A 23,312-nucleotide genomic window follows, 5' to 3' on the forward strand; every position below is an offset into this window, starting at 1 on the left:
GCGGGTGGCGAACTCCCCTTCAGGGATTGCCGCGGGGCCTGCGGCGTCCAAGGCAGTCAGCGGAGGCGGACGGCAATCAGACATGCGTCATCGTCGGTATCGGGGGTAGTGCCCTGGAGGATATTGTCGGCGTAATGCTGGAGGTCGCCAATGGGCTGGCCGGCGAGAGACAACAGCGCTTCAAGGGTGTCGCTGAGGGCGGTCGCACGGCGTTCGACAAGACCGTCGGTAAACAGCAGGAGGCCGTCGTCGACCTGGAGGGATACGGTGGCCTCCTCGTAGCAGCTGCGGACGTCCGCGCCAAGGAGCGTGCCCTGGGGTGGGCACAGTGTCCGCGCAGCGCCACGGCGGACGAGAACGGGCGGGAGGTGGCCGGCTTGCGCCCAGCGCAGCATGTGGGTGGTTGGCTTGTACAAGCCGCAGATGACGGTTCCGGTGATGTTGTCGGTGAGGTGGTAGGCGACACTGTTCAGCCAGGTGAGGAGCTGGGCGGGGCCGGCTCCCGTCATGGCGAGGCCGCGCAGGCTGTTGCGTAGTGTAACCATACCTGTGACAGCGGTGATACCATGTCCGGCGATGTCGCCGATGACGAGGAAAACATCCTGGGAGGGTAGAACCACGACGTCATACCAGTCGCCACCGACCAGGTGATCCTGCTCTGCCGGGCGGTAGCGGACGGCGACATCCAGGCTGGCGGCCTGGATGGGGTCCGCCGAAGACGGCGTGATGGCATGCTGCAGCTGCAGGGCGAGACGGTGCCGATCCTCGGCTCGCTGTTCGGTGTCAGCAAGTTGCTCACGGGTGGCGGCAAGCGCTACTTGTGTGTGATATTGGGTCGACAGGTCCTGGTAGGCGCCACTAACGGCGATGAGGGCTCCGGCTGAATCCGTCACCGGTTCGCCAAACGCGCGTATGTGCCGTGTCACACCATCCACGCGGACAAGCCGGAAAGCGACGGAGGCTGGTCGTCGCATTGTCAGCAGCGTCTTCCGGAAGCGATCGACTGCGCCGATGTCCTCGGGGAGGACGTGGGAGTCCAGGTCCTGTAACGCGATGGGCGTGGCTGTGGGTGCCAGCCGGAACAGCGCGAAGGTGTGGTCAGTCCAACGCACGTCGCCGGTGCGAAGGTCTTGCTGCCAGCCACCCAGCTGACCGAGCCGCTGCGCGTGCTGCAGGAGAGCCGCGAGTCCGTCGGTGCCGTCCGTTGGACGCCATGTGATCACGATACCGTCGTAGAGCCGGGCTATGCGCACGTCCATGTCGACCGCAACAGTGGCGTCGCCGGCAAGGACGCGGACGACGACGCCCGCGGCGTGGTAGGGCCGGCCCGTCGTGAGCACATTCACGGCGCGGTTGAACAGTCCGCCGGACACTGCCAGCAGCGGATAAACGTGCAGCAGCTGGCAGCCGAGAAGGTCGTGTGGATCGCGACCTGCCGGATCGACGAATCCGTCGCTGACATGGTTGATGTAGAAGTCGATGATTCGCCCATCGTCGTCACGGACAGTGTGGGCGAGGAGGGTCGAGGTCAGTAATCCGTCCAGCAGGGCAGGAAGCCACGCAACCCGACTCGGGTGGGTACGCCCCTGCGCGGTGCCCAGGCTTTGGGCGCACACCTCGGCCAAGGCGAGGAACTGATGTCGCAGGGCCGGCGCGAATTCATCCAACGGCGCTGGCCAGCAGATCTCCATCACGCCGAGCAGCGCCCCCGCATTCATCAACGGCAGCACCGCGCGGGCGCCGAGCCATGACCCGACCAGCGGCATCCGCCTGTGGGTCGAACAGCCACCAGGCCACCACCCGGGCTGTCCATCCTGGACGACGCGCTGAGCCAGGGAGTCCATCTGTGGCGGGATCCGCTGCCAGCGGCTGGCCTCGAGCGCGCCGAGTCCCGCCTCACCGACGAGATCCAAAGCACCGTCCGGTTCGATCATCCACAGTGCGACCGCAACGGCTCCCACCGGGGCGAGGGCTTCTTCCAGCACCGCCGCGGCGACCTGCGACCCGTCCGTGGCCCGTCGTACGGCGATCTGCGCCAACTGCGCCCGAAGCTGGTCGTGGGGATCCGGCACCACCGGGGCGATGCTGTCGTCCGCCGGCCTGTTGATCACATCGGCGGCCAGCTCCACCAACGGCATCCCGGACTGGGTGGCAAGGCGGGCAAGCTGGTGGGCCGCCTGCGCGGGCGAGCAGCGCAGGCGCTCGATCAGGACACCCTGTGCGACTTCGACCATGGCGTCGGCCGCCGACCGTGCCCGCAGCGCCTGGAGCTCACGCTGCTGGTAGGCGATCAGCGCCACCAGCTGTGCGATCTGGTCGTCGTCCGCCGGACTGGCTGCCTGTCGTGTCGCCACCGAGTCGATCCTTCCCTCGGTCCATATCGTCGACTGCCGGATGAACACCCTGGCGCAGGCTCTTCGCTTTGGTCTTTGAACGTATGAATATCAAGAAGCTCAGTCAAGGTGCTCTGTCCGGGCCATCCGGGTTTGGCTGTTCCAGGGTGTCTACGGTGGACTAGACGAGGTCTTTCTAGGTCATCCGGTGAGCATCACCGGTCAGGCGACGACAGGGGTGTGCTGGTGAGTGAGGGCGCGAAGTCGAATCGCAGACCGCCGGGGACGCTGGAGGATCCCGCGTTGCGCCAGCTTCTCGCGGGCCTGACGGCGGTGCGTGGTGGGGACTTCAGCACGCGTCTGCCCCAGGTGGGTGACACGCTCATGGACGAGATCGCCAGCGTCTTCAACGGTATGACCGACCAGCTCGCGTTGTTCACCTCTGAAGTGACGCGGGTGGCCCGCGAGGTCGGCACCGACGGAAAGCTCGGTGGGCAGGCCGACGTGCCGGGGGTGTCGGGCACCTGGAAGGACCTTACCGACTCGGTCAACGCCATGGCCGGTAACCTCACCGGGCAGGTCCGATCGATCGCCCAGGTGGCAACAGCGGTGGCCCAGGGCGACCTGACACAGAAGATCCGGGTGGATGCCCGCGGGGAGATCCTCGAGCTGAAGGACACCATCAACACGATGGTCGACCAGCTGTCGTCGTTCGCCGACGAGGTCACCCGGGTGGCCCGCGAGGTAGGCACCGACGGACGGCTTGGCGGACAGGCCGACGTCAAAGGCGTGTCAGGAACCTGGAAGGACCTCACCGAGTCCGTCAACGTCATGGCGACCAATCTGACCGACCAGGTTCGGTCGATCGCCCAGGTGACGACCGCGGTGGCCAAGGGTGACCTGACACAGAAGATCCGGGTGGACGCCCGCGGGGAGATCCTCGAGCTGAAGGACACCATCAACACGATGGTCGACCAGCTGTCCGCTTTCGCCGACGAGGTCACCCGGGTGGCCGGTGAGGTGGGGACCGAGGGCAATCTCGGCGGGCAGGCGATCGTGCGAGGTGTGTCGGGCACCTGGAAGGACCTCACCGACAACGTCAACGTGATGGCCTCCAACCTCACCGTGCAAGTCCGCTCGATCGCCCAGGTGGCAACAGCTGTGGCCAGGGGCGACCTGTCCCAGAAGATCACGGTGGAGACAAAGGGCGAGGTCGCTACGCTCGCCCAGACGATCAATACGATGGTGGGCACCCTCGGGGCCTTTGCCGACGAGGTCACCCGGGTCGCCCGGGAAGTCGGTACCGCCGGACGGCTTGGCGGACAGGCCGACGTCAAAGGTGTGTCGGGCACCTGGAAGGACCTCACCGACAACGTCAACTCAATGGCCAACAACCTGACCAGCCAGGTCCGTAACATCGCTCAGGTCACCACTGCCGTAGCCCAAGGTGATCTTTCTAAGAAGATCGATGTCGATGCGCGCGGGGAGATCCTCGAGCTCAAGACCACCATCAACACGATGGTCGATCAGCTGTCATCGTTCGCCGCCGAGGTGACCCGGGTGGCCCGTGAGGTCGGCACCGAGGGGATCCTCGGCGGGCAGGCCAAGGTCGAGGGCGTCTCCGGGACGTGGAAGCGCCTTACGGAGAACGTTAACGATCTCGCCGGAAATCTCACCCGCCAAGTGCGGGCGATCGCCGCGGTGACCAGTGCAGTCGCCACCGGCGATCTCACCCGGTCCATCGCCGTGGAGGCTCAGGGCGAGGTCGCCGAACTCAAAGACAACATCAACGCCATGGTGCAGTCACTACGTGAGACCACCCGGGCCAATCAGGAGCAGGACTGGTTGAAGACCAACCTGGCCCGCGTCTCCAGCCTGATGCAGGGAAGCCGCGATCTCACTACGGTCGCCCATCTGATCATGGACGAGCTGACTCCACTGGTCGGCGCGCAACACGGCACATTTTTCCTGACCGGATCCGGTCCAAACAGCTCCACCCTGCAGCTGATCGCCAGCTACGGCTACCAGACCCACGCCGATGTGCCGCGAGAGTTCAACGTCGGACAATCCCTGATCGGACAGGCGGCCCGGACGAAAAAACCGATCGTGGTCGAGCAGACGCCCGCCCACTATGTGAGGATTTCCTCCAGCCTCGGCCAAGCCGCGCCCGTCAGCCTTATCGTACTGCCGATTCTCTTTGAAGACCACGTCCTCGGCGTTCTTGAGCTCGCCTCCTTCACCCCGTTCACGCAAGTGCACCGGGACTTTCTGAACCAGCTGATGGAAACAATCAGCGTCAACGTCAACACCATCATCGCCAACTCTCGAACCGACGCGCTGCTGGACGAGTCGCAGCGCCTCGCCGGCGAGCTGCAAGCACGTTCCGAAGAACTGCAGGCTCGGCAGGAGGAGCTTCAGCGTTCCAACGCCGAGCTCGAAGAAAAGGCAACTCTCCTCGCCCGCCAGAATCATGACATCGAAATCAAGAACTACGAGATCGAACAAGCGCGACAGGAGATCGAAGAAAGGGCACGACAGCTCGCCCTGGCATCGAAGTACAAGTCGGAGTTTCTCGCCAACATGTCCCACGAACTACGTACGCCGCTGAACAGCCTGCTGATTCTGGGGCGGTTGCTGGCTCAGAACCCAGCTGGCAACCTCACACCGAAGCAGGTCGAGTACGCCAACGTCATCCACTCTGCCGGCTCCGACCTTCTCCAGCTCATCAACGATATCCTGGATCTTTCCAAGGTTGAGGCTGGGAAGATCGATATCCACCTGGAGCGCTTCGCCCTGACGAAGCTGATCGAGGATGTCCAGACCACTTTCCGTCCCCTGACCACGGAGAAGGGTCTGCAGTTCACGGTCGATGTCGCTCCTGACCTGCCGGATATACTTTTCACCGACCAGCAACGTCTGCAGCAGATATTGCGCAACCTGCTGTCCAATGCGGTGAAGTTCACCGAACAAGGCGGGGTGGAACTTCGGATCCAGATGGCCGATGGCAGCGTGCTCGGCCGCGAGTGGCGTAGGGCCATGATGTTCTCCGTGATCGACACCGGCGTCGGTATAGCCGAAGAGAACCTGGACAAAGTGTTCGGAGCCTTTCAGCAGGGCGACGGCACCACCAGCCGTAGATACGGCGGAACCGGCCTTGGCCTGTCCATCTCCCGTGAGGTCGCGACCCTCCTCGGCGGTGAAATCCACGCCCAAAGTGAGTTCGAGCATGGTAGTATTTTTACCTTCTACCTGCCGCTGCCCACCTTCGACTCCGTGGTCGAAGAAATCCATGGTGCCGAAGAAAAACAAGGTGCCACAGTGCCGGCAGGTGTCGACTCGACGCCGGCGCCTGTCATAGCGTCCGGTGAGTACCGCCTGCTCGTCGTCGAACCTGACGACAACGGTCTGCTGACCCTTCTCGCGCGCAGTGCGGCAGCCGACATCGCCGACACCCACGGGGCTGTCCACATCACCACCGCCACCGGCCCTGACGACGCCATCGGCCACCTGCTGGCAACAGCCTACCGTTGTGTCGTGCTCGACCTGGCCCTTCCCGACGCGTCCGCGTTCGCTTTCCTCGACAGAATCCGGGAACGCCCGGATCTGCAGGACATCCCGGTCCTCGCCCACCCCTCGCGGAGCACCGCCCACGAGCGGCTCGCCCAGGTCCGTTTCCGCACCCACCGCCTGGAATCGTTGCGTTCTCTAGATGATCTTCGTGAACGTATCACCTTGTACCTGTCCGCTGATCATCCGGGTGATGTGCTGCCCCTCCGGGGAGCCCCGAACGCGCCCGCGGAACTGTTGCCCGTGCCCGACACCTCGACGTACCCAGGACTACGCGACCGTACGATTCTGGTTATCGATGATGACATCCGGAACGTCTTTGCTATTACCAGCATGCTCGAACTTCACGACCTCATGGTGATCCACGCGCCTAACGGACGCATGGGCATCGATGTCCTGTTGGCGACGGCAGTCGATCTCATCCTGATGGACGTCATGATGCCTGAAATGGACGGCTACGCGACCATGGAGGTCATCCGGAACATGCCGCGCTTTGCAAGCCTCCCGATCATCGCAGTCACAGCGAAGGCCATGCAGAGCGATCGGGAGAAGTGCCTCGCCGCCGGCGCCACCGACTACATCACCAAGCCGGTCGACACCGAAGAACTGCTTACCTGCATACACGAGCGACTCACCCATGTGGAGCGGTAAGGCGACGCGGTCAACCGGGATTCTGATCGTTGTCTGAGCCTGTCACATGTCGCAGAGGGGGGCGGTGCCGTTGTTCCCAGCAGGTCTCGCGGTCAGCCGCCGGCGGGTTTGGGATGGGTGGCGAAGAAGCGCCAGATGGCGTCGGTGGCGTTCAGCGCGGCGGACGGGGGATCAAGGTGTAGCAGGCGCTCCAGCACGGGCTTGGGTTCCCCGCCGGGCCACTGGTGACCTGCCCCGGCGATGGTGACCAGCTCGACGTCGTGACCGGCAGGGCAGCGGGCCACCGACGTCGTGACCGACCCGGCCGTATCGACCGTCGGCGCGGGGCAGTGATCGACCTCGCGCCAGGTTGCGATCAGGGACGGAACCGCAGGCCCGTTGATCTTTGCGGTGCCGTCGCCCTGGCCACCGTTGTAGGGGATGTTGTGATCGGCGGTGCCGTGAAGATGGATGACCGCGACGGGCGCCGGCGCTGGGCACGGGCCGAGCAGGGTGGCCGAGTCCGGCCCGATGGCGGCGAACACGGTGGTGTCGCAGGCCAGCCGGTAGGCGAGCATCCCGCCGTTGGATATGCCTGTGGCGTAGACCCGGGTCGGGTCGATGGGTAGCGCGAGGCTCACGATGGCCACGAGCTGGGTGATGAAGGCCACGTCGTCGACGTTGGTGCGCCCCGGCGTACCGCAACAGCCGCCGCCCACATCCCAGGCATGGTCGAGGCCGTCGGGATAGGCGACCATGAAGTGCTGACTGTCGGCCTCGGCGTCCCAGCCGTAGGAGGACTCGGCCTGGGTTCCGCTGCCGTAACCGCCGTGGAGCATGACGACCAGCGGCACCGCGCCCGACAACGGCAGCGATGCCGGCCGGTAGAGGTGGAAGGTCCGCGCCTGCCCGCCGACGGTGATCGTCTGGGTGGACGACCCGACCGCCACCGTCTCAGTCGTCGTGGGCCGGCCGGTGCCCTCCCCCGTGGACGCACCGTGCCCGGGGGTGCATCCGGTCACCACGACGAGCAGACCGACCACTGCTGACACCAGTGCGCGGACGGACGGCGGAGCATGCACAACGGCGGAGTGTGGGGCCACACGCTCATTGTGGCTCTTAAATGTCAAGAATTGGTAAGAATATATGTCAGAAGTGAGTAAGCCCGACGGCGATACCAGCCGACGTGCCGGTGCCTGTCGCGAGCCGCAGATGATCATTGGATGTCACTGGCGGGCGACCTTCGCGGCGACCTGGCTTATCACGTTCTGCTCCCGCGTCCGGTCCGGGACGCCGTTGATCTGACCAAGCACGATAGTGCTCTCGACACGGTCGGACCAGATGAAGATTATGTCGAAGGTAATGTGGATCTTACCGCCGTTGGCGGCGACGGTTATCGCCATGCGTACGGCCTGTGTGGCCCCGGACAGCCCGGGCAGCGCCAGCGTCGAGTCGAGCGTGACGCTCTCGCCGTTGGACGACGCTTCTTGCTCGAGCCCCCGGAGGAAGAGCCGGCCAATGCAGGTGAGCGCCTGCGGACGTCGCAGGATGACCGCGTCACGTGCCACATCCCCCGGGCGATTGATTTCCGCGGACGAGCTGACATGGGCCAGCTCGTCGGGGCTCATCAGGTCGGGACCGTCCGCCGAGTCGATGGAGTTGTCCTGGATCTCGGCGGTCGGCACGCCAAGGCACGATGCGAACTCAGATTCGGAGATCTTCGGGTCCGGTGAGGTGTTGGTGGAGGTGTCCCGGACAAGCCCGGTGGTCTCGGCGCCTTCGGTGACGACGTAGTCGCGGGCGTGCAGGGTCGGGGCCGGCGATGTCGCGGTGGTCTGGGGCAGCGTGCTGGTGCTGCCGCCGGTACCGGTACCGGTACCCCCGCAGGCTGCCAGGCCGAACAGGGCGACCGCCACCACGGCGCCGCCCGCACGGGCCTGCGCCGGAGCCCGACCGTCACACCATCGCAGTACTCCCACAAGTCCCCCTAATATGAAGATCTCCGGCAATCTACTGTTACCGGTATCAAACCAGGTTAATATTCCCACCCGTCGGCGTATCAGAGTCCCCCGCCGGCAAGTCCGTTCTGGTCCGGGTTTGCCGCTAACCTGGGTGGTGTCTGCTGGGGGTGACCGCGCGAAGGGAGCAGGGCTGGTGGCTGAGGGTGACTCATCGAGGTGGGATTTCCGGTCGGTGGCTGATCCCGCCGATGCCGGCGCGGTGACCGGCGCGGGCCGGGAATCGGGTGCCGACCTGAACCCGGACATCCCCCACATCGCGCGGATCTACGACTACTGGTTGGGCGGGAAGAACAACTTCGCCGCGGACCGGGCAGTGGCGGAGCAGGCCATGACGGCCATGCCCGACATGCGCGCCAGCGTTCTCAGCAACCGGGCGTTCCTGCGCAGGGCAGTGACCCACCTGGCCGGCGAGGCCGACATCCGCCAGTTCCTGGACATCGGCACCGGTCTACCGTCGGCCGACAACACCCACGAGGTCGCGCAAAGGGTCGCCTCCGACGCCCGGGTCGTCTACGTCGACAACGACCCGATCGTGCTGACGCACGCACGGGCGCTGCTGACCGGTGGCCCCGCCGGCGCCACCGCCTACCTCCACGGTGACGTTCGGGACCCGGCCGCCGTCCTGGCCGGCGCGGCCGAGACCCTGGACTTTCGCCGGCCGATCGCATTGATGTTGGTCGCCATCCTGCACTGCGTCGCCGATGAGGACGATCCGTACGCAATCGTCGCGGCACTGTCCGCCGCACTGCCCGCCGGCAGCGCGTTGGTGCTGTCGCACCCGGCCAACGACGTGAACCCCACGATCGGAGCCGGCGCTGCCGCAGCCCGGATGAACCAGATGATGCCGATGAAAGTTACAATGCGTAGCAAAACACAGGTAAGTCGCTTTTTCGATGGCTGGGAACTGCTCGAGCCCGGTGTTGTGCCGGCGACTCAGTGGGGCACGAACGATCCCACCCCGACAGCGCTGTGGGCCGGCGTCGCACGCAAGAGCGCCCGGCAATAGGGACGGGGCCAGTCGCCGGCTGCGATGCGGACGACGGCCTGCCGATCCGGCCCAAGCCCGTCCGTATCCGGCGCCCCGACGGCCCGCTGGCGCCCGAGGAAGCCGACCTTTGCGAACGCCTCCAGGCCCAGGTCCTCCAGAGCACAGAGGACGAGTACCCGGCAAGATCAATATCAGCGCCAACCACGGTTCCATTGATTCCCGGGGCCGGTGTTCTCACGGGAGCAGGCAGATCAGGCGACCGGCATCGCTGGTGCGTTCGAGGAGGCAGGCGTCGGAACGCCGTGAATAGCCGGCGGCTCGTACCGCTGATTCGGCATCATTTCCCTGTCCAGTGATTGGGTGGCAGTGCCCTGCCGGATCATCCGCTGCCAGCGCAGTGGGGTGCCGCGTGCTGCGGTCACCACGGCCTGTATGACCACCAGGTACATGAGCTGCCGGTAGACGAACATCTGGAAGGGCAACGCCCATAGTGGACGTAGTGGTTCCCGTTCGAGGCGGAACGCAAAGGCGGTGGTGGCGAACTGGATGCCGTAGAACACCCCGAGTGTGGCGTAGACCCGCCAGTCTCCGCTGAACAGCGCGTAGACAGCCAGTAGATCGACGGCGGGTCCGATCACCGGTAGCACGACCTGAAACAGGACGAGCTGGGGAAGTACGAGCCGCCCGAGTCGACCGCCGGGCCCCCTTTCGAGCACGGCATGCCGGTGTTTCCAGATCGCCTGCATGGTTCCGTAGCACCAGCGGTAGCGCTGCCGCCAGAGCGCGCGGAGTGTGGCGGGGGTCTCGGTCCAGGCCCGCGCATCGTCTGCGTAGGCGATGCGCCAACCCGCCCGGCAAAGGGCTATGCTGGCCTCGCTGTCTTCGGCAAGCGTGTCGTCCTTGATACCGCCGACCTCATCGAGGGCCGCCCGGCGCCATGCGCCGATCGCGCCGGGGACCGTGGGCATGGCGCCGAGCAGATCGTACAGCCGGCGGTCAAGGCTGAATCCCTGAACATATTCTATGTGCTGCCAGCGACCAAGCAGTCCACGTCGGTTTCCGACTTTCGTATTGCCGGCCACCGCGCCGATACCAGGGTCCGCGAGTGGTTGTACCAGGCGACGGATGGTATCTGGTTCGAAGACGGTGTCGGCGTCCACAAGTACGAGCACGTCGGCGCAGGCCACACGAATGCCGTGCTGGAGCGCGGCGGGTTTGCCCGCGTTCCGCTGTCGGATGATCCGGACTCCGGGTAGCGCGAGCCGTTCTACGACGTCAGCGGTGCCGTCAGTCGAGCCATCGTCGACGACTATCACCTCAAAGTCCGGATAATCGCTGGCGACAAGCGACCGGACTGCGTCCGCGATGCCCATCGACTCGTTGTAGGCCGGTACGATCACACTGACCGGCGGTAGGAAGGCGGAGCCGGTTCGGCCGGCGGCGTGTGTCCGCTGGTAGGCAGAATCCTCCGACTGTCGGCCGCTGTTCCGCGAGCCGCCCATCTGTGGGCTGTTCTTCCGCCGAATGTAGCGGCGGGCAGCGATGATCGTAATCACCGACCGGAGAATCGCAAGCGCACTGAGCGGGATCAACGACAGGGCCAGATAGCTACGGATCATTCCGGAAATCCTGAACGCCAGAACCAGTGCATTACCGGCGATTCTGCTACGGGTGTCCACCGGCACGGTCATGGACGCGGGGGTCTGGCCGAGCCCCTCGGAGACAGTGACGAAACGGTAGCCCCGGGCGGTCAGCTGGTCGATCATCTTGTCGAGGGCCGCGACCGTCTGCGCGCGATGGTCGCCGCCGTCGTGCATGAGAACAATGCCGCTTGCGTCACCGCTCGGCGCCGCAGCCCGCACGATCGTATCCACACCGGGCTGCATCCAGTCCTCGGTGTCGCGGTCCGCGACGACCGTCACGTAACCCTGCCCGGCCAGTTCTTCGTACCGTGCCAGCCCGACCTTTGTGATTGCGATGGGAGTGGCGCTGTATGGAGGGCGCAGCAGCGAGTACCGCTCACCGGTGACGGCGGCCAGCGCCGCCTGTGACATGCCGAGTTCGAGATTCCGCCGCCAGGTCGGTGCGCTTGTGAGGTCGACATGGCTGAAGGTGTGGATGCCGATCTCGTTCCCGTCACGTTTGATCTGGCGTACCAGGTCGGGATGCTCAAGGACGTGGGCACCCACCACGAAAAAGGTCGCATGCACACTGTGACGGCGCAGGACCTTCAGCACCTCGGGCGTCCACTTCTCGCTCGGCCCGTCGTCGAAGGTCAACGCGACGGTTCCGGGGGCTGTATCGCGCGCTCTCGGCTGACCGTCCACCACGTCGATCACGGGCTTGGTAGGCGTGTCCGGCGGTGCGTTCTCGGGATCATAACTCCGGGCGGTGGCGGATGGACCGGTACCAAAATACAGAAAGGCCTGGAAACCGAGCATCACACTGAGTGCGACCACTATGAGCCCGAAAATCGGCCAGTGGGACCGAACAGATTTCGGTCGTGCATGGGCCGGGAATCGGCCACGGCGGTTCCGCGCTGATCTCTTCGGTGAGATTCGCATGACGGTCCACGGCCTTATCTGATGCTACCTGGTGTGACCAGGTTACCGACTCCGGCAGTTTTCCCGGACGTATCCGGCCCGCCTGGTGCTGGACTATCCACGAATGTATGATCATGCGAGACGGTCGCTGCGGAGGGCAAGGGCTCCACGACGGAGGGCGTTCCGGACAACCCGACTGCTGTCAGCCCCAGGTAACCGGCCGCCAGCAGGCCCAGAATTCGGCCGGCGAAGCGGACCGCTGGACGTCGGGTGCCCGACGTGGTCACGAAGACTGGCGTCACCATGGAATTCTCCTTCAACAACCATCATGTGTTCGGATACGAGCCTGCAGGAACCGCCATCGGCGCTGGTCGAACCGTTCCACCGTTTGGCTCGTCGCCGGTCTGTGGCAAGAGTCCGTCATAAGGCGTCCGCTAACCAGAATGCAGGTATACGGGCAGCGAAAAATGTCATGCGGCGATGCTGGTATTGGCGATACCAGCATCGCCGGATTTCATCCGTTCTGGCCCGCTTTCGGTGGTTTGCGTCCGCTATCGGGCTACTGGCTCTTCATGATCGTGTTACAGCTAGAGACCGTCACCCTTGGTAACTAGTATCACTGAAAGTTCTTCGCCAGTCTCTTAGCGTAAGGGTGCTCACTGTCACGGTGAGTAACGGGGATGACCGCCGAGGCCCGTCCGCATCCCCGTGCCGGCGACACGCACGCGGACGGGACCCGGGTGCACTGCCCGGACGGCGGCAGAGGGGCGATGGCAATGTCCATCTCAAGCCGCGCAGTCTCACCGACGGTCACCGCGGTCTCCTGTGCTGTTGCCGTCGCGGTGGCTCTTGCGCCGTGTCCGGCCACCGCGAGCGAGCCAACCACGCATGTCGGACCAGCGGTGACTATCACCCCGTCGGTGACTATCGCACCGTCTTTGACCGACGCACTCTGGTACAACTCACAATTTTTGCCGTCCAGTACCGTCCAAGCGGTGGCGCTGGAGTACCCGGGCCAACTGTTGAGGCGAGGAAGCCGCGGGGAGACGGTCGCGGCGGTCCAGAGCCGGTTGGGGATCGCCGCGGACGGAGAATTCGGACCACGGACCGAGAGCGCCGTCCGGAGTTTCCAGGCTGGCGCCGGTCTGGTGACCGACGGGATTGTCGGCCCGTTGACCTGGGGCGCGCTTTTGGGCACGTCAACGGCGCAGCCGCCGGAGCCGGCCGCCGGCTCGGGTTCACTGGGTGCGGCAGCGGTCGCGGTCGCCGCACAGCAGATCGGAAAGCCCTATCGCTATGGCGGTGCCGGCCCGAACGACTTCGACTGCTCAGGTCTGATCCAGTACGTCTACGCGCAACTGGGCGTATCGGTGCCCCGAACGACCTACGAGCAGTTCGATGCGCTACCTCCGGTCAGCCGGGCCGACGTCCGCCCAGGTGATGTGATCTTCTTTTTGGACGATCAGGGGCAGGCGTATCACGACGGCCTGTATGCCGGCGGTGGACAGATGATCATTTCTCGTCGCCCCGGCACATACGTCCAGTATCAGCTGATCTGGACAGATAACTACCGTATCGGGCGGGTATGAAGGTACTCGTCCGCTATTTCGATCCAGCGATCATCGTTGTGATCCTACTCACGCTTGTGATCACTGCGATCACCGCACTCGCCATCGGCTGACCACAGAATATCCAAAATGCCCGGTTCGCCGCCCACAAGGCGGGCCGGGCACTCACAAGATGTACTACATCGCATACTGCGAGTTTCACATCTGCGACCGCGCGGCGACCGGCGACATCACGATGCGACCTGTGACACAAACCGCGGACGTGACCGTTCCGGAACCCTTGCTATCCGGTCGAGAGCCGTCTACGTTCCTCGGTTAACGAGACGAGACAGGTTCGTTTCCGGTGTACATGGCGCCAGCGATGCGGTGCACTCCACGCCGGTGAACCGTGTCGTCGTCTTTTCGTAACAGTCGTCGTCCCACCCGAGTCGTCGTCCCACCCGAGCAGAGTAGATGTGCGTCACAACACATCTACATGGTGCTCGTCCCTGTTATGTCCGCCACAAGCGATGTCCAGCAGGAGACGGTATGCCCAGTCAGCCGCGTTCGCTACCCTCCGGTAGCGATGCCGTTCCCAACTCCCTGTCCACGTTGCGCACGGATGCAACCATGATCGGCAGAAGGCCATGAGCGCCGGGGTACCGGTCCTGCCCGGACGAGACCTCCCGCCACAGCCCTACGGCCCCGGCTGGCCCGCATACTGGCGCCAGGACGCGGCATGTCGGGACGGGGATCCCGATGCCTTCTTCCCACCGGACGGGCGTAACACCAAGGCCCGCGCCGCTGCCGAAATCCGAGCCCGCAAGATCTGCGCGAGCTGCCCGGTACGACGGGCCTGTCTGGCCACAGCGTTGTTCCGTCAGGAGGAACACGGCGTGTGGGGTGGGCTTACGTCAGATCAACGTAATTCAATCGTGCCGCGCGGCCGGCTGACCGCGGACGACGCGCTGGCCTATGCCGATCGCCTCCTACTGTCCACCTACGCTACGAGCTGATCTTATCACTTCCGTCGGCGACATCCTCGTTGCCCCCGGTGTGGCGTCCGCCGGCTCGTGGTCGACGCCACACCGGGGCCAACGAGCCAGCCGGCCGCGGGACTTCCTTGGAGCGACCGGCAATAGGGACGCGGCGTCGCGGGGCCGGGTCACGCACCTCGCAGCGTTGTCGTCGGTCGACACCCAACACCGGTCCTTGATCCACGCCCCTGTTGCCGGGCGCTCTTAATCTGCCGGATCCGGCCGCCTACCTCGACGGTGCGGAAAGGAACCATTGACGCCCCGGGCCGGGATGGGCAGGCTGCGTGTCGTTGCCGTCCGAGGAGGAGCTTCGTGTCAGGGTGTTCCGCGCCTGGTCACGGCGTCCGGTTGTCCGCCACGTCCACGCAGGTCGCGTGGTGAGGCCGCCGCGTCGTCTCCTGCTGTTGCGTCACGGCAAGTCGGACTGGGCCGACAGCTCGACCCCGGACGCCGAGCGGCCGCTGTCGCCTCGCGGCCGGGCCGCGTGCGAGCTCATCGCGGAGCATTTGCGCGCTGATCAGCTCATCCCCGACCTGGTGCTGTGTTCATCCGCACGTCGCACCCGCCAGACCGTTGAGCACATTGCCGGGGCACTTCCGCCCGACGTCCCGGTACTGACCGAGGACAGGCTCTATCTCGCCGATGTCGCCGATCTCCTCGACCGTCTCCGGGAGCTGGATGACGGCGTACCCACCGTCCTGCTGGTGGGCCACAACCCCGGTATGCAGGCACTGGCAGCCGGTCTGCTGCCGGTCGGCGAGCGTCCCCGCATTCCGACCTTTCCCACGGCCGCGCTTGCGGTGGAGGATCTCGCCGTGGGTCGCTGGGCGGAACTCGGACCCAGTACGACCCGCCTGGTGTCGTTTGTCACCCCGCGCTCGCTGACGAGCGCGTCCAGCCGCTGACGACCGGACGGCGGGGTCGGTTCAGTAAGCCTGTTCCATGATGCCGGAGGCGACCGCGGTGATCATGCCGGCGGCCAGCGCCACGCCGGTCACGATCCACAGGGGAACGGAGTGGAGCACGAGCGCGAAGGTCCCGATCGAGAAAGCCGCGATGATCAGAAATACCGCGGCCCACGAACCCGTGTTCGCCTTGTGGTGACCGCCCGAACCCGCCACGTCCGCTCCCCTTATGTCGTCCACGAAATTCTGTCGACGCTGACACTACCCGCGAGGCGCGGTGGAAACCCGCCGAGGTGGACGGCTCCAGCCGGGTTCAGCCGGGCTCAGCAGGCTTAAGCAGGGTTACGAGGGGTTTACGAGTAGCCGGCGAGCCGCGCGAGGTCGTCCAGCTGTTCGCTGAGCCACCGTCCCACATCATGGGTGCGCACCTGATCGGCAGCCGCGGCCAGACGCCGGTGGCGTTCCTCCACCGGCATGGTCAGAGCCTCGTACAGGGCGTCGGCCATCTGTTGTACGTCAAAGGGATGCAGCGTCACCGAGTACTCGCCGAGCTCCTCGTGGGCGCCGGCGTTCTCCGACAGCGCCAGCACGCCGCCGCGGCGGTTGACCACGGCGACTTCCTTGGTCACGAGGTTCATCCCGTCCGCGATGGCGTTGACCATAATCACATCACAGATCGAGTAGGCGGCCACCGCGAGTGGGAAGTCCTCGGCCATCCGCAGGTCGATGGGCTGCTGCCCGTCTTTGGTGTGCCGGGCGTTGATCTCGGCGACAACCGCGCCGATCAATGCGATGTAGTCGGCGTACTCGGGCACGTCCGTGCGGCTCGGCTGGAGCAGCGCGAGGAAACTGACCTTTCCGACCAGCTCCGGATGTTGGTCGAGCAGCGTGCCGAACGCGAGGAAGCCGCGCACGACGTTCTTGCTCGGATCGGTGCGGTCCACCCGCAGGATGAGCTGGCGGTCCCCGTCGAGGAAGGCGTAACGCAGCATGGCGACATGCGCGGCGACCTCTTCGGTGCCCAGGATCGCATCGAGCGCAGCCGGGTCCACCGAGATCGGGTAGTACCGGGCCCGGACCGTCCGATCGCCGACTGTGACCAGCAGGTTGTCGAGGTCGACGTCCAGGCCGAGCAGTTCCTGCGCGCACAGGACGAAGTGACGGGCGTAACGCCGGGTGTGAAAGCCGACGACGTCACTGCCCAGCAGCCCGCGCAGCAGCCGCTCCCGGATGCCGGCGGGCAGCACGCGCCACTCGTCCGGGCTCGGCCACGGGATGTGGACGAAGTGGGTGAGCACGACGTCCGGGCACAGTTCCCGGACCCGTTCGGCAACCAGGTAAAAATGGTAATCCTGCAGCAGAACGAGGGCCTTGCCACCGCGGGCGCGGACTTCGTCGGCGACGGCGTCCGCGTATGCCCGGTTGACCGCGGCGTAGCCGTGCTCGAACGCGTCATGCTCGGCCTGGGTGATGTTGGGCGAGAGTGCCCGACCGTACAGTCCGTGCTGGACGAACCACAGGATCGGGTTCGACCAGACACTGTAGAAGTCGGCATAGGCCGCGGGGTCGGTGACGACCAGGTGTACCCGGATGGTGGGACCGTCGGCGTCTCCTTCGACCACATGCGGCGACGGCGAGGTCTGGACGACGATCGAACCGCCCAGCGCTTCGCCTGCGACCACGGTGTCCTCCGTGGTCGCCGCCCCGCAGACCCAGACGGCGTCGTCGAGGTGCTCGGCGAGGCCCGACAGCGCTGAAACGAGGCCCCCCGCCCCTCGGGTGACCGTTCGTCCCGAAGCGTCACGGTCGAAGCTCACCGGGCCGCGGTTGGACAGAAGTACAAGCGGAAGGTCGAGCATTCTGCTTACCGGCACGGTGGTGCGGCCTCCTCAGTCGCGTGGCAGCGGCGCCGGACGGATGCCGGACCCGTGAACTGCCACGCGTTGGTACTTTCCCGGGCCGCCGACGGTGCGGCAGGAGCCGTGATCGTGCCACCGTCGGCCCGGCTTGTCCTGGTCGGGCCGACGGTGGCACGAAAGAAACCATGATCATACCGTCGGCGACCGACTGGACAACTCGGACTTTAGTAAGGCCGGCTAAAGGATGCATCGCGTCGCGGACAACCCGCGGAATTGTTACCCAGATCTCCATCCGCGACACGCTGACAACCGAACGCGGGCCATCGGTCACGAAAATTTGTGCTATTTCTCACAATTGGTTGATTTATGTCAATACTCTAATGACGCCCGGCAGGGCACTTCAAAGTCCGTCGCTGTAGTCCCGGACCTCCTGGACAGCGGATCCCAGGGCCGCCAGCGATTCCTGGATGCGCTCGCGGGTTTCCATCAGGGCGCTCGTCAGCTGTTCCACGGCCCGGTGGGCGCTGCCGTCGGTCGCAGCCAGGACGATCGCCTGCGCTTCTTCGATCATGGTCAACGCGCCGTCCAACTGGCCGACGACCTCATCAGTGCGCTTGAACGCCTCGCCAAGCTGGGACTTGACGTCGGCGATGGTGCTGGTCACAGAGATCCTGCCCTTCTTCTGTCGCCGCCGAGGGGATCGGGTCCGGACAACCGCCGGTTCATGTGCGCCGCGGATCTCGCGGATCTCGCGGTGCTCCGATGCCGAGCCCGAAGCGGACGGCCAGCACAACCGCCACCAGGGAAGCGATCAAGCCAGGTGGGTTCAGGGGCGCGACCCGGGCGGTCGCCAGCACCGCGGCGCCGGCTGTACCCGCTCCGAGCAACGCTGCCCGGGCCACCTCGATGCGGCTCGCGTCGGTGAGGACCACCACGCACACGCCGGCGACCAGCGCGCCACCGGCCAGGGACGCGAGCGCCTCGACGCCGAGGAACACCCGCAGCGCGGTGACCGTGCCGGCTACCAGCAGACAGGCCAACCCGATGATCATCGCTGCGGACGTCGTCGGGCCCGCCCGTGTGATCGCCCGCAGCTCGGCGGCGTGCCCCATCGCGGTGAGACACAGTTCGTGAGCGCGGGCCGGCGCTGCGGCCGGGTCGAATTCGACGGGATCATCGGCTCCCACGGCGGGCCGCCCCGAGCGAGCCGTGCGCTCCAGCGCCGTGCCGGTGGACCGCCCGCGCCCGCTGCCAGCACCGCGACGGTGCGTGGCCCGAACGGCTGAGCGGTCCGTAGGTTTGCGCAGGGCCACCGCAGCCACATCATCATGATCGAATTCCGTCACCGGAGCGGGGCGAAGCTGGTCGAGGTCACTGATGCCGTGATGGGCGAGGGGTTCGGCCACCGTCCGCCACACTTCGTCGACTCTGGAACGGATGGCATCGGCGGACTCCCGGTGCGTGCGCGCCAGCGCAGCGCGCCGTTCCCGGCCGGCCAGTACCCGGTCCGCCACTTTCGTGCGAGCCTGGTCAAGCTCGGCGAGCAGCGCCCGATACTGCGCGATCGCGATCCTCGGATCGTCGAGATCGGGATCACGGGGATCACGCAGGTCGCCGCCGTCACGATCGGGCTCACCGTCGGGCACAGGGAGAGATCTACCCAATTGGTCGGGCATACCAACCAACGCCCGGTAACCGTGGGTTCCATCGGAGGTCGACCGCGGGTTCCCGTGACCGTTGTGGTCAACTCCCATGACCGGCCCGGTCATCGTGCGTCCACCTGCCGCTGCAACGGTGCGAACGGGATGATCGTGCGTGCTTCCGCCTGACCGTTGCGGTCGAACAGGACTGCCCGGTTCGCGCTTGTCACCGCAGTGACCGACCGGTTTCCGGCGAGGCTGAACAGATCATTGCCGGGAACGCCGACCGCGATCCATGCCCCGACGTCGTCCCGATGCGTGGGACCAAGGTCATCGAGCAGGCGACCTGGGCCGCGCCACCAGCCGAGCAGGTGCACCCGCTGAACCGGGCCCCGGCGGGTCACGAAACGCAGATCATCCAGGCCGGAGCGACGACTGACCGGGTCCTTGGCCTCAAGGACCCCGCGCCCCGCATCGGCGGCGAACAGGACGAGCAGCCGTAGCGGCTGGGCCGGCCCGTGCTGCGGGCCCGTCCCCACCGCCAGTGCCGACTCCTCCCTGGCCCGCACCGCGTCACTGGTCTGGGCCAGCACGCGGCGCAGGGCGGCCGGCGGATGAACCTCGGCAGCCTGGCCGAAGGCCCGGACCCGCTCGGCCAGGATGTCGGCGACCGGGGCCATCTCGCCGGTGACGGCGACGATGTCGACCCCCAGCCCGTCCGGCCCGGCCTGGGCTGCCAGGCTCGTGACGGCCGCGTGCAGCACGCCGACGGCCTCACGCCGCAGCGGTCCGAGAACCGCCAGGTTGCGTCCTGGCAGCGGGGACAAGCGGACGCCAACGGCGGCGGGATGCAGATCGAGGGGAACCCCGACGAGCGCCAACGGTTCGGCGACCTCCCCATCGTCCTGATGACCGGGATCCTGGTGACCGGGATCCAGCGCGTCGCGGTCAGGCCCGCCGCGGTCGAGCGGTGCGGGCGTGCCCGCCAGCGAACGGAACAACGGATTGTCGTCCAACAGCGCCGGGGCGTGGCCTACGAAGACCTTCGGCGGCCGGTTCCCCGCGGCGCGGGACACGTTCGTACGGGACACGTTCGCGCTGGACAGGCTCGCACGCAGCGTGGCGAGCAGTGCCGGCTCCGGATAGGCGACCCGGACGAGCTCGTTGCCGGCCGGGTGGCCGTTGCGCCGGTTGACGATGGCCTCACCGACGCCGGCCAGTGCTCCGGCCGCCTCGTTGGTGGTCGACAGCAGCACCCGTGACTCCGAGATCGAGGTACGCAGCGCGATGCGCAGCGCGAACTGCCCGAAGATCGATCCACGTTTACCGGCCGTCGCATCCAGAGCGTCGATACCCGACAGGGTCTGGCTGGCCAGCAGCAGGTGGATCCCGTAGGCGCGCCCCTGGCGCGCCAACACCTCCAGGTGCGAGACCGCCTCCCGCGACACCGCGTCCAGCGGCGTGAGCATCACCTGGAACTCGTCGATCACTATCATGATCCGTGGCCACCCGGTACCGACCTGCGCGGCTCGCAGGCCGCGCAGGTCCCGGGCCCCGACGGCCCGCATGGCGAGGGCCCGGCGTTGCATCAGGGCACGGACGTGGCGCAACACGGCGACCCCGAACTCCCGGTCGCTGTCCATGCCGATCGTGTCCGCATGCGGCAGCACGAACGGGTCGTCACCGCGGGGAGCGAACTGGGCGAACTCCAGCCCCTCCTTGAAGTCGAGCAGGTGAAATCGCAGCTGGTCTGGGCCATAGCGGGCAGCCAGGCCATACACCACATCAAGGAGCAAGGTCGATTTGCCCGCTCCGGCCTGCCCACCGACCAGCGCGTGGACGGTGTCGTCGTCGAACCGCAACGTCACCGGGCCGTCCGGGCCGAACGCCACCGGAACAGCAAGACCGCCGGCGGCGTCAAAACTCCACAGCGTCTCGGGTAGCAGGGCGCGCGCGTTCGGCGGCCGGGCGGCCTCGTGGGCCGCGGCGGCAGCCACGATCTGGGCCACCGCGGCCACCAGATCGGGGGGCGGGGGTTCATCCAGGTCGCATCGAAGTGGACCCGACAGCGAGCAGCGCCAGCTCGGCCGGTCGCCCTCGGGCCGGCCCGGGTCCCCGGCAGGACGATTCCCGCCGTCGTCGGTCAGCCACAGAGTCTCGGCGTGCGCCAGGGTGTCATGCCCGCGTCGGGCACCGGGGGCGGCGGCGCCCTCCTCCGCCAGGACGATGACGTGCACACCGCATGCAGGACCCTGGGCGGCGACCGCCGCCAGCGCCCGAGCGGCGTCGTCGGCCAGCGACGGCCAGGCCAGCAGTACCAGCAGCCGCCAGGGCTCGGCCCGCGGCAGGCCGGCGGCTTCTCGCTCCCGCAACGAGGCGAACCGGCCGCCGAGCCGGTCGACCGTGATCCGCCCCACCTCCGCGGAAAGCTCCGCGAGCACGCCTTCCAGGCGGGTTCGGGTGGTCAGGGTGGGGCTGGCGACGCCGGCGGCCCGCAGCGGGGCGAAACCTGCAAGCCCGGCCCCCAGCTCATAAGGGTCGTAGACGATGACCCGCACCGACCCGGCCGGCGCCGCCGCGAGCACCCGGGTGAGCAGGCCGCGCACAACGCCGACCCCCTCACCCCGGCGGTCACGGTCCACCACGATGCGCAGGTTGCCGCCGTCGAGCAGGCTGACGGCGAGGGGAACCTCGGCGGCGACTCCGCCGGGCAGCAGCGGTGGGACGATCACTCTCCCCACCCGCCACAGGCCTGGCCGGTAGTGCCGTTCCGCGGCTCCCTGCACGGGTACGCCCGGTGCTGACACTCCCTGCACGGACACTTCCGGTGCGGACACCGGCTCGCCAGGCGTGGGGTGCCCGGCCAGGCCGGCCTGGCGCACCGGCGTCCACGCCGGCGCCGACCACCGTGCGCCGGCGAGAGCGGGCGCCTGCTCACGGGCGATCGAGGCCGCGGCGCTGAGCGCGATGGGCACCCGCTGCGCAGCGCTGGATCCGGTGTGCCAGGCGTCGTCGGGCCAGTGGAGCTGGTCGGTCGGACGCGTACCGGTACCCGCAAGGGGCGCGTCCGGTTCGGGCAGCTCGACCTGGTCGGCCAGTGCCTCCAGCCGATCGGCGAGGCTCAGCGCCTCACCGAGGCATGTCTGGATGCCAGTGACCAGCGTCCGCACTCGCCGAGTGCCCGACACCGCGACCTCCCCGCGATCAAGCAAATGGCACGACGATGGTGGTGTGGCGTCCTGGCCGACCCGTGACCTACCGGTAGAACCAACCTAACGACGAGATCCGACGAAGGCGGGGTTTTCCCTTGACTGGGTGGGCCTGCGCCGATGTGACGCTACCGGACGGGCCGGCGCCTCATGCTCCCCGTCCCCGCGGGTTCGGTCCAGCAACGTGACCACGGTCGGGTAGCCGCGTCGGCCCCCGGGCTTCCCGCTGGTTCAGGCTGAGCTGCGCCGGCCGCGCCGGTTGGCCAGCTCGTCCCCGGGATGACCGACGGCGACGTGCGCCGGGTGCCCGACCGGTCCCGGGCGTTCGGGCCGCTCGGTCGGCAGTTGCGACAGCTGCCCGCGCATGTCCCGCACGGCCCGGCCGACCGCGATCGCGAAGACCCCCTGCCCTCCTTGGACGAGGTCGATGACCTGGTCGTCGGAGGTGCACTCGTACACCGTCGACCCGTCGCTGACCAGGGTGACCCTGGCAAGATCGTCGATCCCGCGGACACGCAGGCAGTCCACGGCGGCACGGATGTTCTGCAGGGAGACCCCCGCCTCAAGCAGTTTGCGTACGACCCGCAGAACCAGCACATCGCGAAAGGAGTACAGCCGCTGGCTACCCGACCCGGTGGCGCCTCGCACGCTCGGCACGACAAGCCCTGTACGGGCCCAGTAGTCGAGCTGCCGATAGGTGATCCCCGCGGCGGCGCACGCGGTGGGCCCCCGGTAGCCGACATCATCGCCAGGAGGTTGAGGAAGATCATCCGGGAAGAGCTGACCTTGCTCGATCATCGCCGTCCGATCATCGCTGTCGCCATCCGTCCCACCAACCGGCTCCCGGGCTCACCCGGCCCCGCCACAGCATCGCCGTGCGCGGCCGCCGTGGCGGGACCGCAACCTCGACTCGACGGTAAGAGCCCTCGACGGTTGGATCAATGATCAGGATTGACGTGTCCCGCAACCGCATGAAAGCACGCCCAGCCCGAACTATTGAGGATACAACCGCACACGTGCCGCAACGGCTCGC

Annotated in this window: 15 protein-coding genes; 5 read left to right on the forward strand and 10 right to left on the reverse strand. The window is 66.7% G+C overall.

Going from position 1 to position 23,312, the window contains the following annotated elements:
* Positions 1 to 56 precede the first annotated feature (56 nt).
* Positions 57 to 2,354, reverse strand: a complete 2,298-nt coding sequence (locus U9983_RS02640; protein WP_322752486.1) for a SpoIIE family protein phosphatase — start codon at positions 2,352 to 2,354, stop codon at positions 57 to 59.
* A 363-nt stretch (positions 2,355 to 2,717) separates the two neighbouring features.
* On the opposite strand from U9983_RS02640, the gene U9983_RS02645 reads away from it, so the two are divergent.
* Positions 2,718 to 6,551 carry a HAMP domain-containing protein gene (locus U9983_RS02645; RefSeq protein ID WP_322752524.1) on the forward strand — a complete coding sequence of 1,278 codons (3,834 nt, stop codon included), beginning with the start codon at positions 2,718 to 2,720 and terminating at the stop codon, positions 6,549 to 6,551.
* A 92-nt stretch (positions 6,552 to 6,643) separates the two neighbouring features.
* On the opposite strand, the gene U9983_RS02650 is transcribed toward U9983_RS02645, so the two are convergent.
* Both U9983_RS02650 and U9983_RS02655 read right to left on the reverse strand, forming a co-directional pair.
* Entirely contained in the window at positions 6,644 to 7,612 is a 969-nt protein-coding gene (locus U9983_RS02650) for an alpha/beta hydrolase family esterase (protein WP_416211257.1), read from the reverse strand.
* 144 nt (positions 7,613 to 7,756) lie between these two features.
* Positions 7,757 to 8,509, reverse strand: a complete 753-nt coding sequence (locus tag U9983_RS02655; RefSeq protein WP_322752488.1) for a hypothetical protein — start codon at positions 8,507 to 8,509, stop codon at positions 7,757 to 7,759.
* Between the two features lie 175 nt (positions 8,510 to 8,684).
* Here U9983_RS02655 and U9983_RS02660 point away from each other — a divergent pair, with 175 nt between their 5' ends.
* Positions 8,685 to 9,557: an SAM-dependent methyltransferase gene (locus U9983_RS02660; RefSeq protein ID WP_322752489.1), complete on the forward strand. Its 873-nt coding sequence runs from the start codon at positions 8,685 to 8,687 to the stop codon at positions 9,555 to 9,557.
* 233 nt (positions 9,558 to 9,790) lie between these two features.
* On the opposite strand, the gene U9983_RS02665 is transcribed toward U9983_RS02660, so the two are convergent.
* Entirely contained in the window at positions 9,791 to 11,998 is a 2,208-nt protein-coding gene (locus U9983_RS02665; RefSeq protein WP_322752490.1) for a bifunctional polysaccharide deacetylase/glycosyltransferase family 2 protein, read from the reverse strand.
* Between the two features lie 764 nt (positions 11,999 to 12,762).
* Between U9983_RS02665 and U9983_RS02670 the strand changes: the two genes are divergently transcribed.
* The 3 genes from U9983_RS02670 (at position 12,763) to U9983_RS02680 (ending at position 15,571) form a co-directional block, all read left to right on the forward strand.
* Positions 12,763 to 13,671: a C40 family peptidase gene (locus U9983_RS02670; RefSeq protein WP_322752491.1), complete on the forward strand. Its 909-nt coding sequence runs from the start codon at positions 12,763 to 12,765 to the stop codon at positions 13,669 to 13,671.
* A gap of 605 nt (positions 13,672 to 14,276) precedes the next feature.
* Positions 14,277 to 14,645 (forward strand): WhiB family transcriptional regulator, encoded by a 369-nt coding sequence (locus tag U9983_RS02675; RefSeq protein WP_322750279.1) that lies wholly within the window; start codon positions 14,277 to 14,279, stop codon positions 14,643 to 14,645.
* Positions 14,646 to 15,043: 398 nt separating this feature from the next.
* Positions 15,044 to 15,571: a histidine phosphatase family protein gene (locus tag U9983_RS02680; RefSeq protein ID WP_322750288.1), complete on the forward strand. Its 528-nt coding sequence runs from the start codon at positions 15,044 to 15,046 to the stop codon at positions 15,569 to 15,571.
* A gap of 21 nt (positions 15,572 to 15,592) precedes the next feature.
* Here the strand turns inward: U9983_RS02680 and U9983_RS02685 are convergent, their stop codons facing one another.
* The 6 genes from U9983_RS02685 to U9983_RS02710 all read right to left on the reverse strand — a co-directional run bounded on the left by U9983_RS02685 (position 15,593) and on the right by U9983_RS02710 (position 23,077).
* Positions 15,593 to 15,787 carry a hypothetical protein gene (locus tag U9983_RS02685; RefSeq protein ID WP_322752492.1) on the reverse strand — a complete coding sequence of 65 codons (195 nt, stop codon included), beginning with the start codon at positions 15,785 to 15,787 and terminating at the stop codon, positions 15,593 to 15,595.
* A 137-nt stretch (positions 15,788 to 15,924) separates the two neighbouring features.
* Positions 15,925 to 17,430 (reverse strand): trehalose-6-phosphate synthase, encoded by a 1,506-nt coding sequence (locus U9983_RS02690; RefSeq protein ID WP_322752525.1) that lies wholly within the window; start codon positions 17,428 to 17,430, stop codon positions 15,925 to 15,927.
* A gap of 400 nt (positions 17,431 to 17,830) precedes the next feature.
* Positions 17,831 to 18,094, reverse strand: a complete 264-nt coding sequence (locus U9983_RS02695) for a hypothetical protein (protein WP_322750282.1) — start codon at positions 18,092 to 18,094, stop codon at positions 17,831 to 17,833.
* 58 nt (positions 18,095 to 18,152) lie between these two features.
* On the reverse strand, positions 18,153 to 19,076 hold the full coding sequence (locus U9983_RS02700) for a hypothetical protein (RefSeq protein ID WP_322752493.1): 924 nt from the start codon (positions 19,074 to 19,076) through the stop codon (positions 18,153 to 18,155).
* A 119-nt stretch (positions 19,077 to 19,195) separates the two neighbouring features.
* The gene (locus U9983_RS02705; protein ID WP_322752494.1) at positions 19,196 to 22,258 is read right to left on the reverse strand and encodes an FtsK/SpoIIIE domain-containing protein; all 3,063 of its coding nucleotides are present in this window, start codon (positions 22,256 to 22,258) and stop codon (positions 19,196 to 19,198) included.
* Positions 22,259 to 22,510: 252 nt separating this feature from the next.
* Complete coding sequence (locus U9983_RS02710; protein WP_322750285.1) at positions 22,511 to 23,077, reverse strand: MerR family transcriptional regulator; 567 nt, start codon at positions 23,075 to 23,077, stop codon at positions 22,511 to 22,513.
* Between the last annotated feature and the right edge of the window lie 235 nt (positions 23,078 to 23,312).

Origin of the sequence: Protofrankia sp. Cas3 (genome assembly GCF_963555955.1) — a bacterium.
Taxonomy (GTDB): Bacteria; Actinomycetota; Actinomycetes; order Frankiales; family Frankiaceae; genus Protofrankia.

Coding starts and splice junctions, on each gene's coding strand:
- U9983_RS02670 (WP_322752491.1), top strand. CDS start 12,763: ATGACCGCCGAGGCCCGTCCGCATCCCCGTGCCGGCGACACGCACGCG.
- U9983_RS02690 (WP_322752525.1), bottom strand. CDS start 17,430: ATGCTCGACCTTCCGCTTGTACTTCTGTCCAACCGCGGCCCGGTGAGC.
- U9983_RS02675 (WP_322750279.1), top strand. CDS start 14,277: ATGAGCGCCGGGGTACCGGTCCTGCCCGGACGAGACCTCCCGCCACAG.
- U9983_RS02645 (WP_322752524.1), top strand. CDS start 2,718: ATGGACGAGATCGCCAGCGTCTTCAACGGTATGACCGACCAGCTCGCG.
- U9983_RS02710 (WP_322750285.1), bottom strand. CDS start 23,077: ATGATCGAGCAAGGTCAGCTCTTCCCGGATGATCTTCCTCAACCTCCT.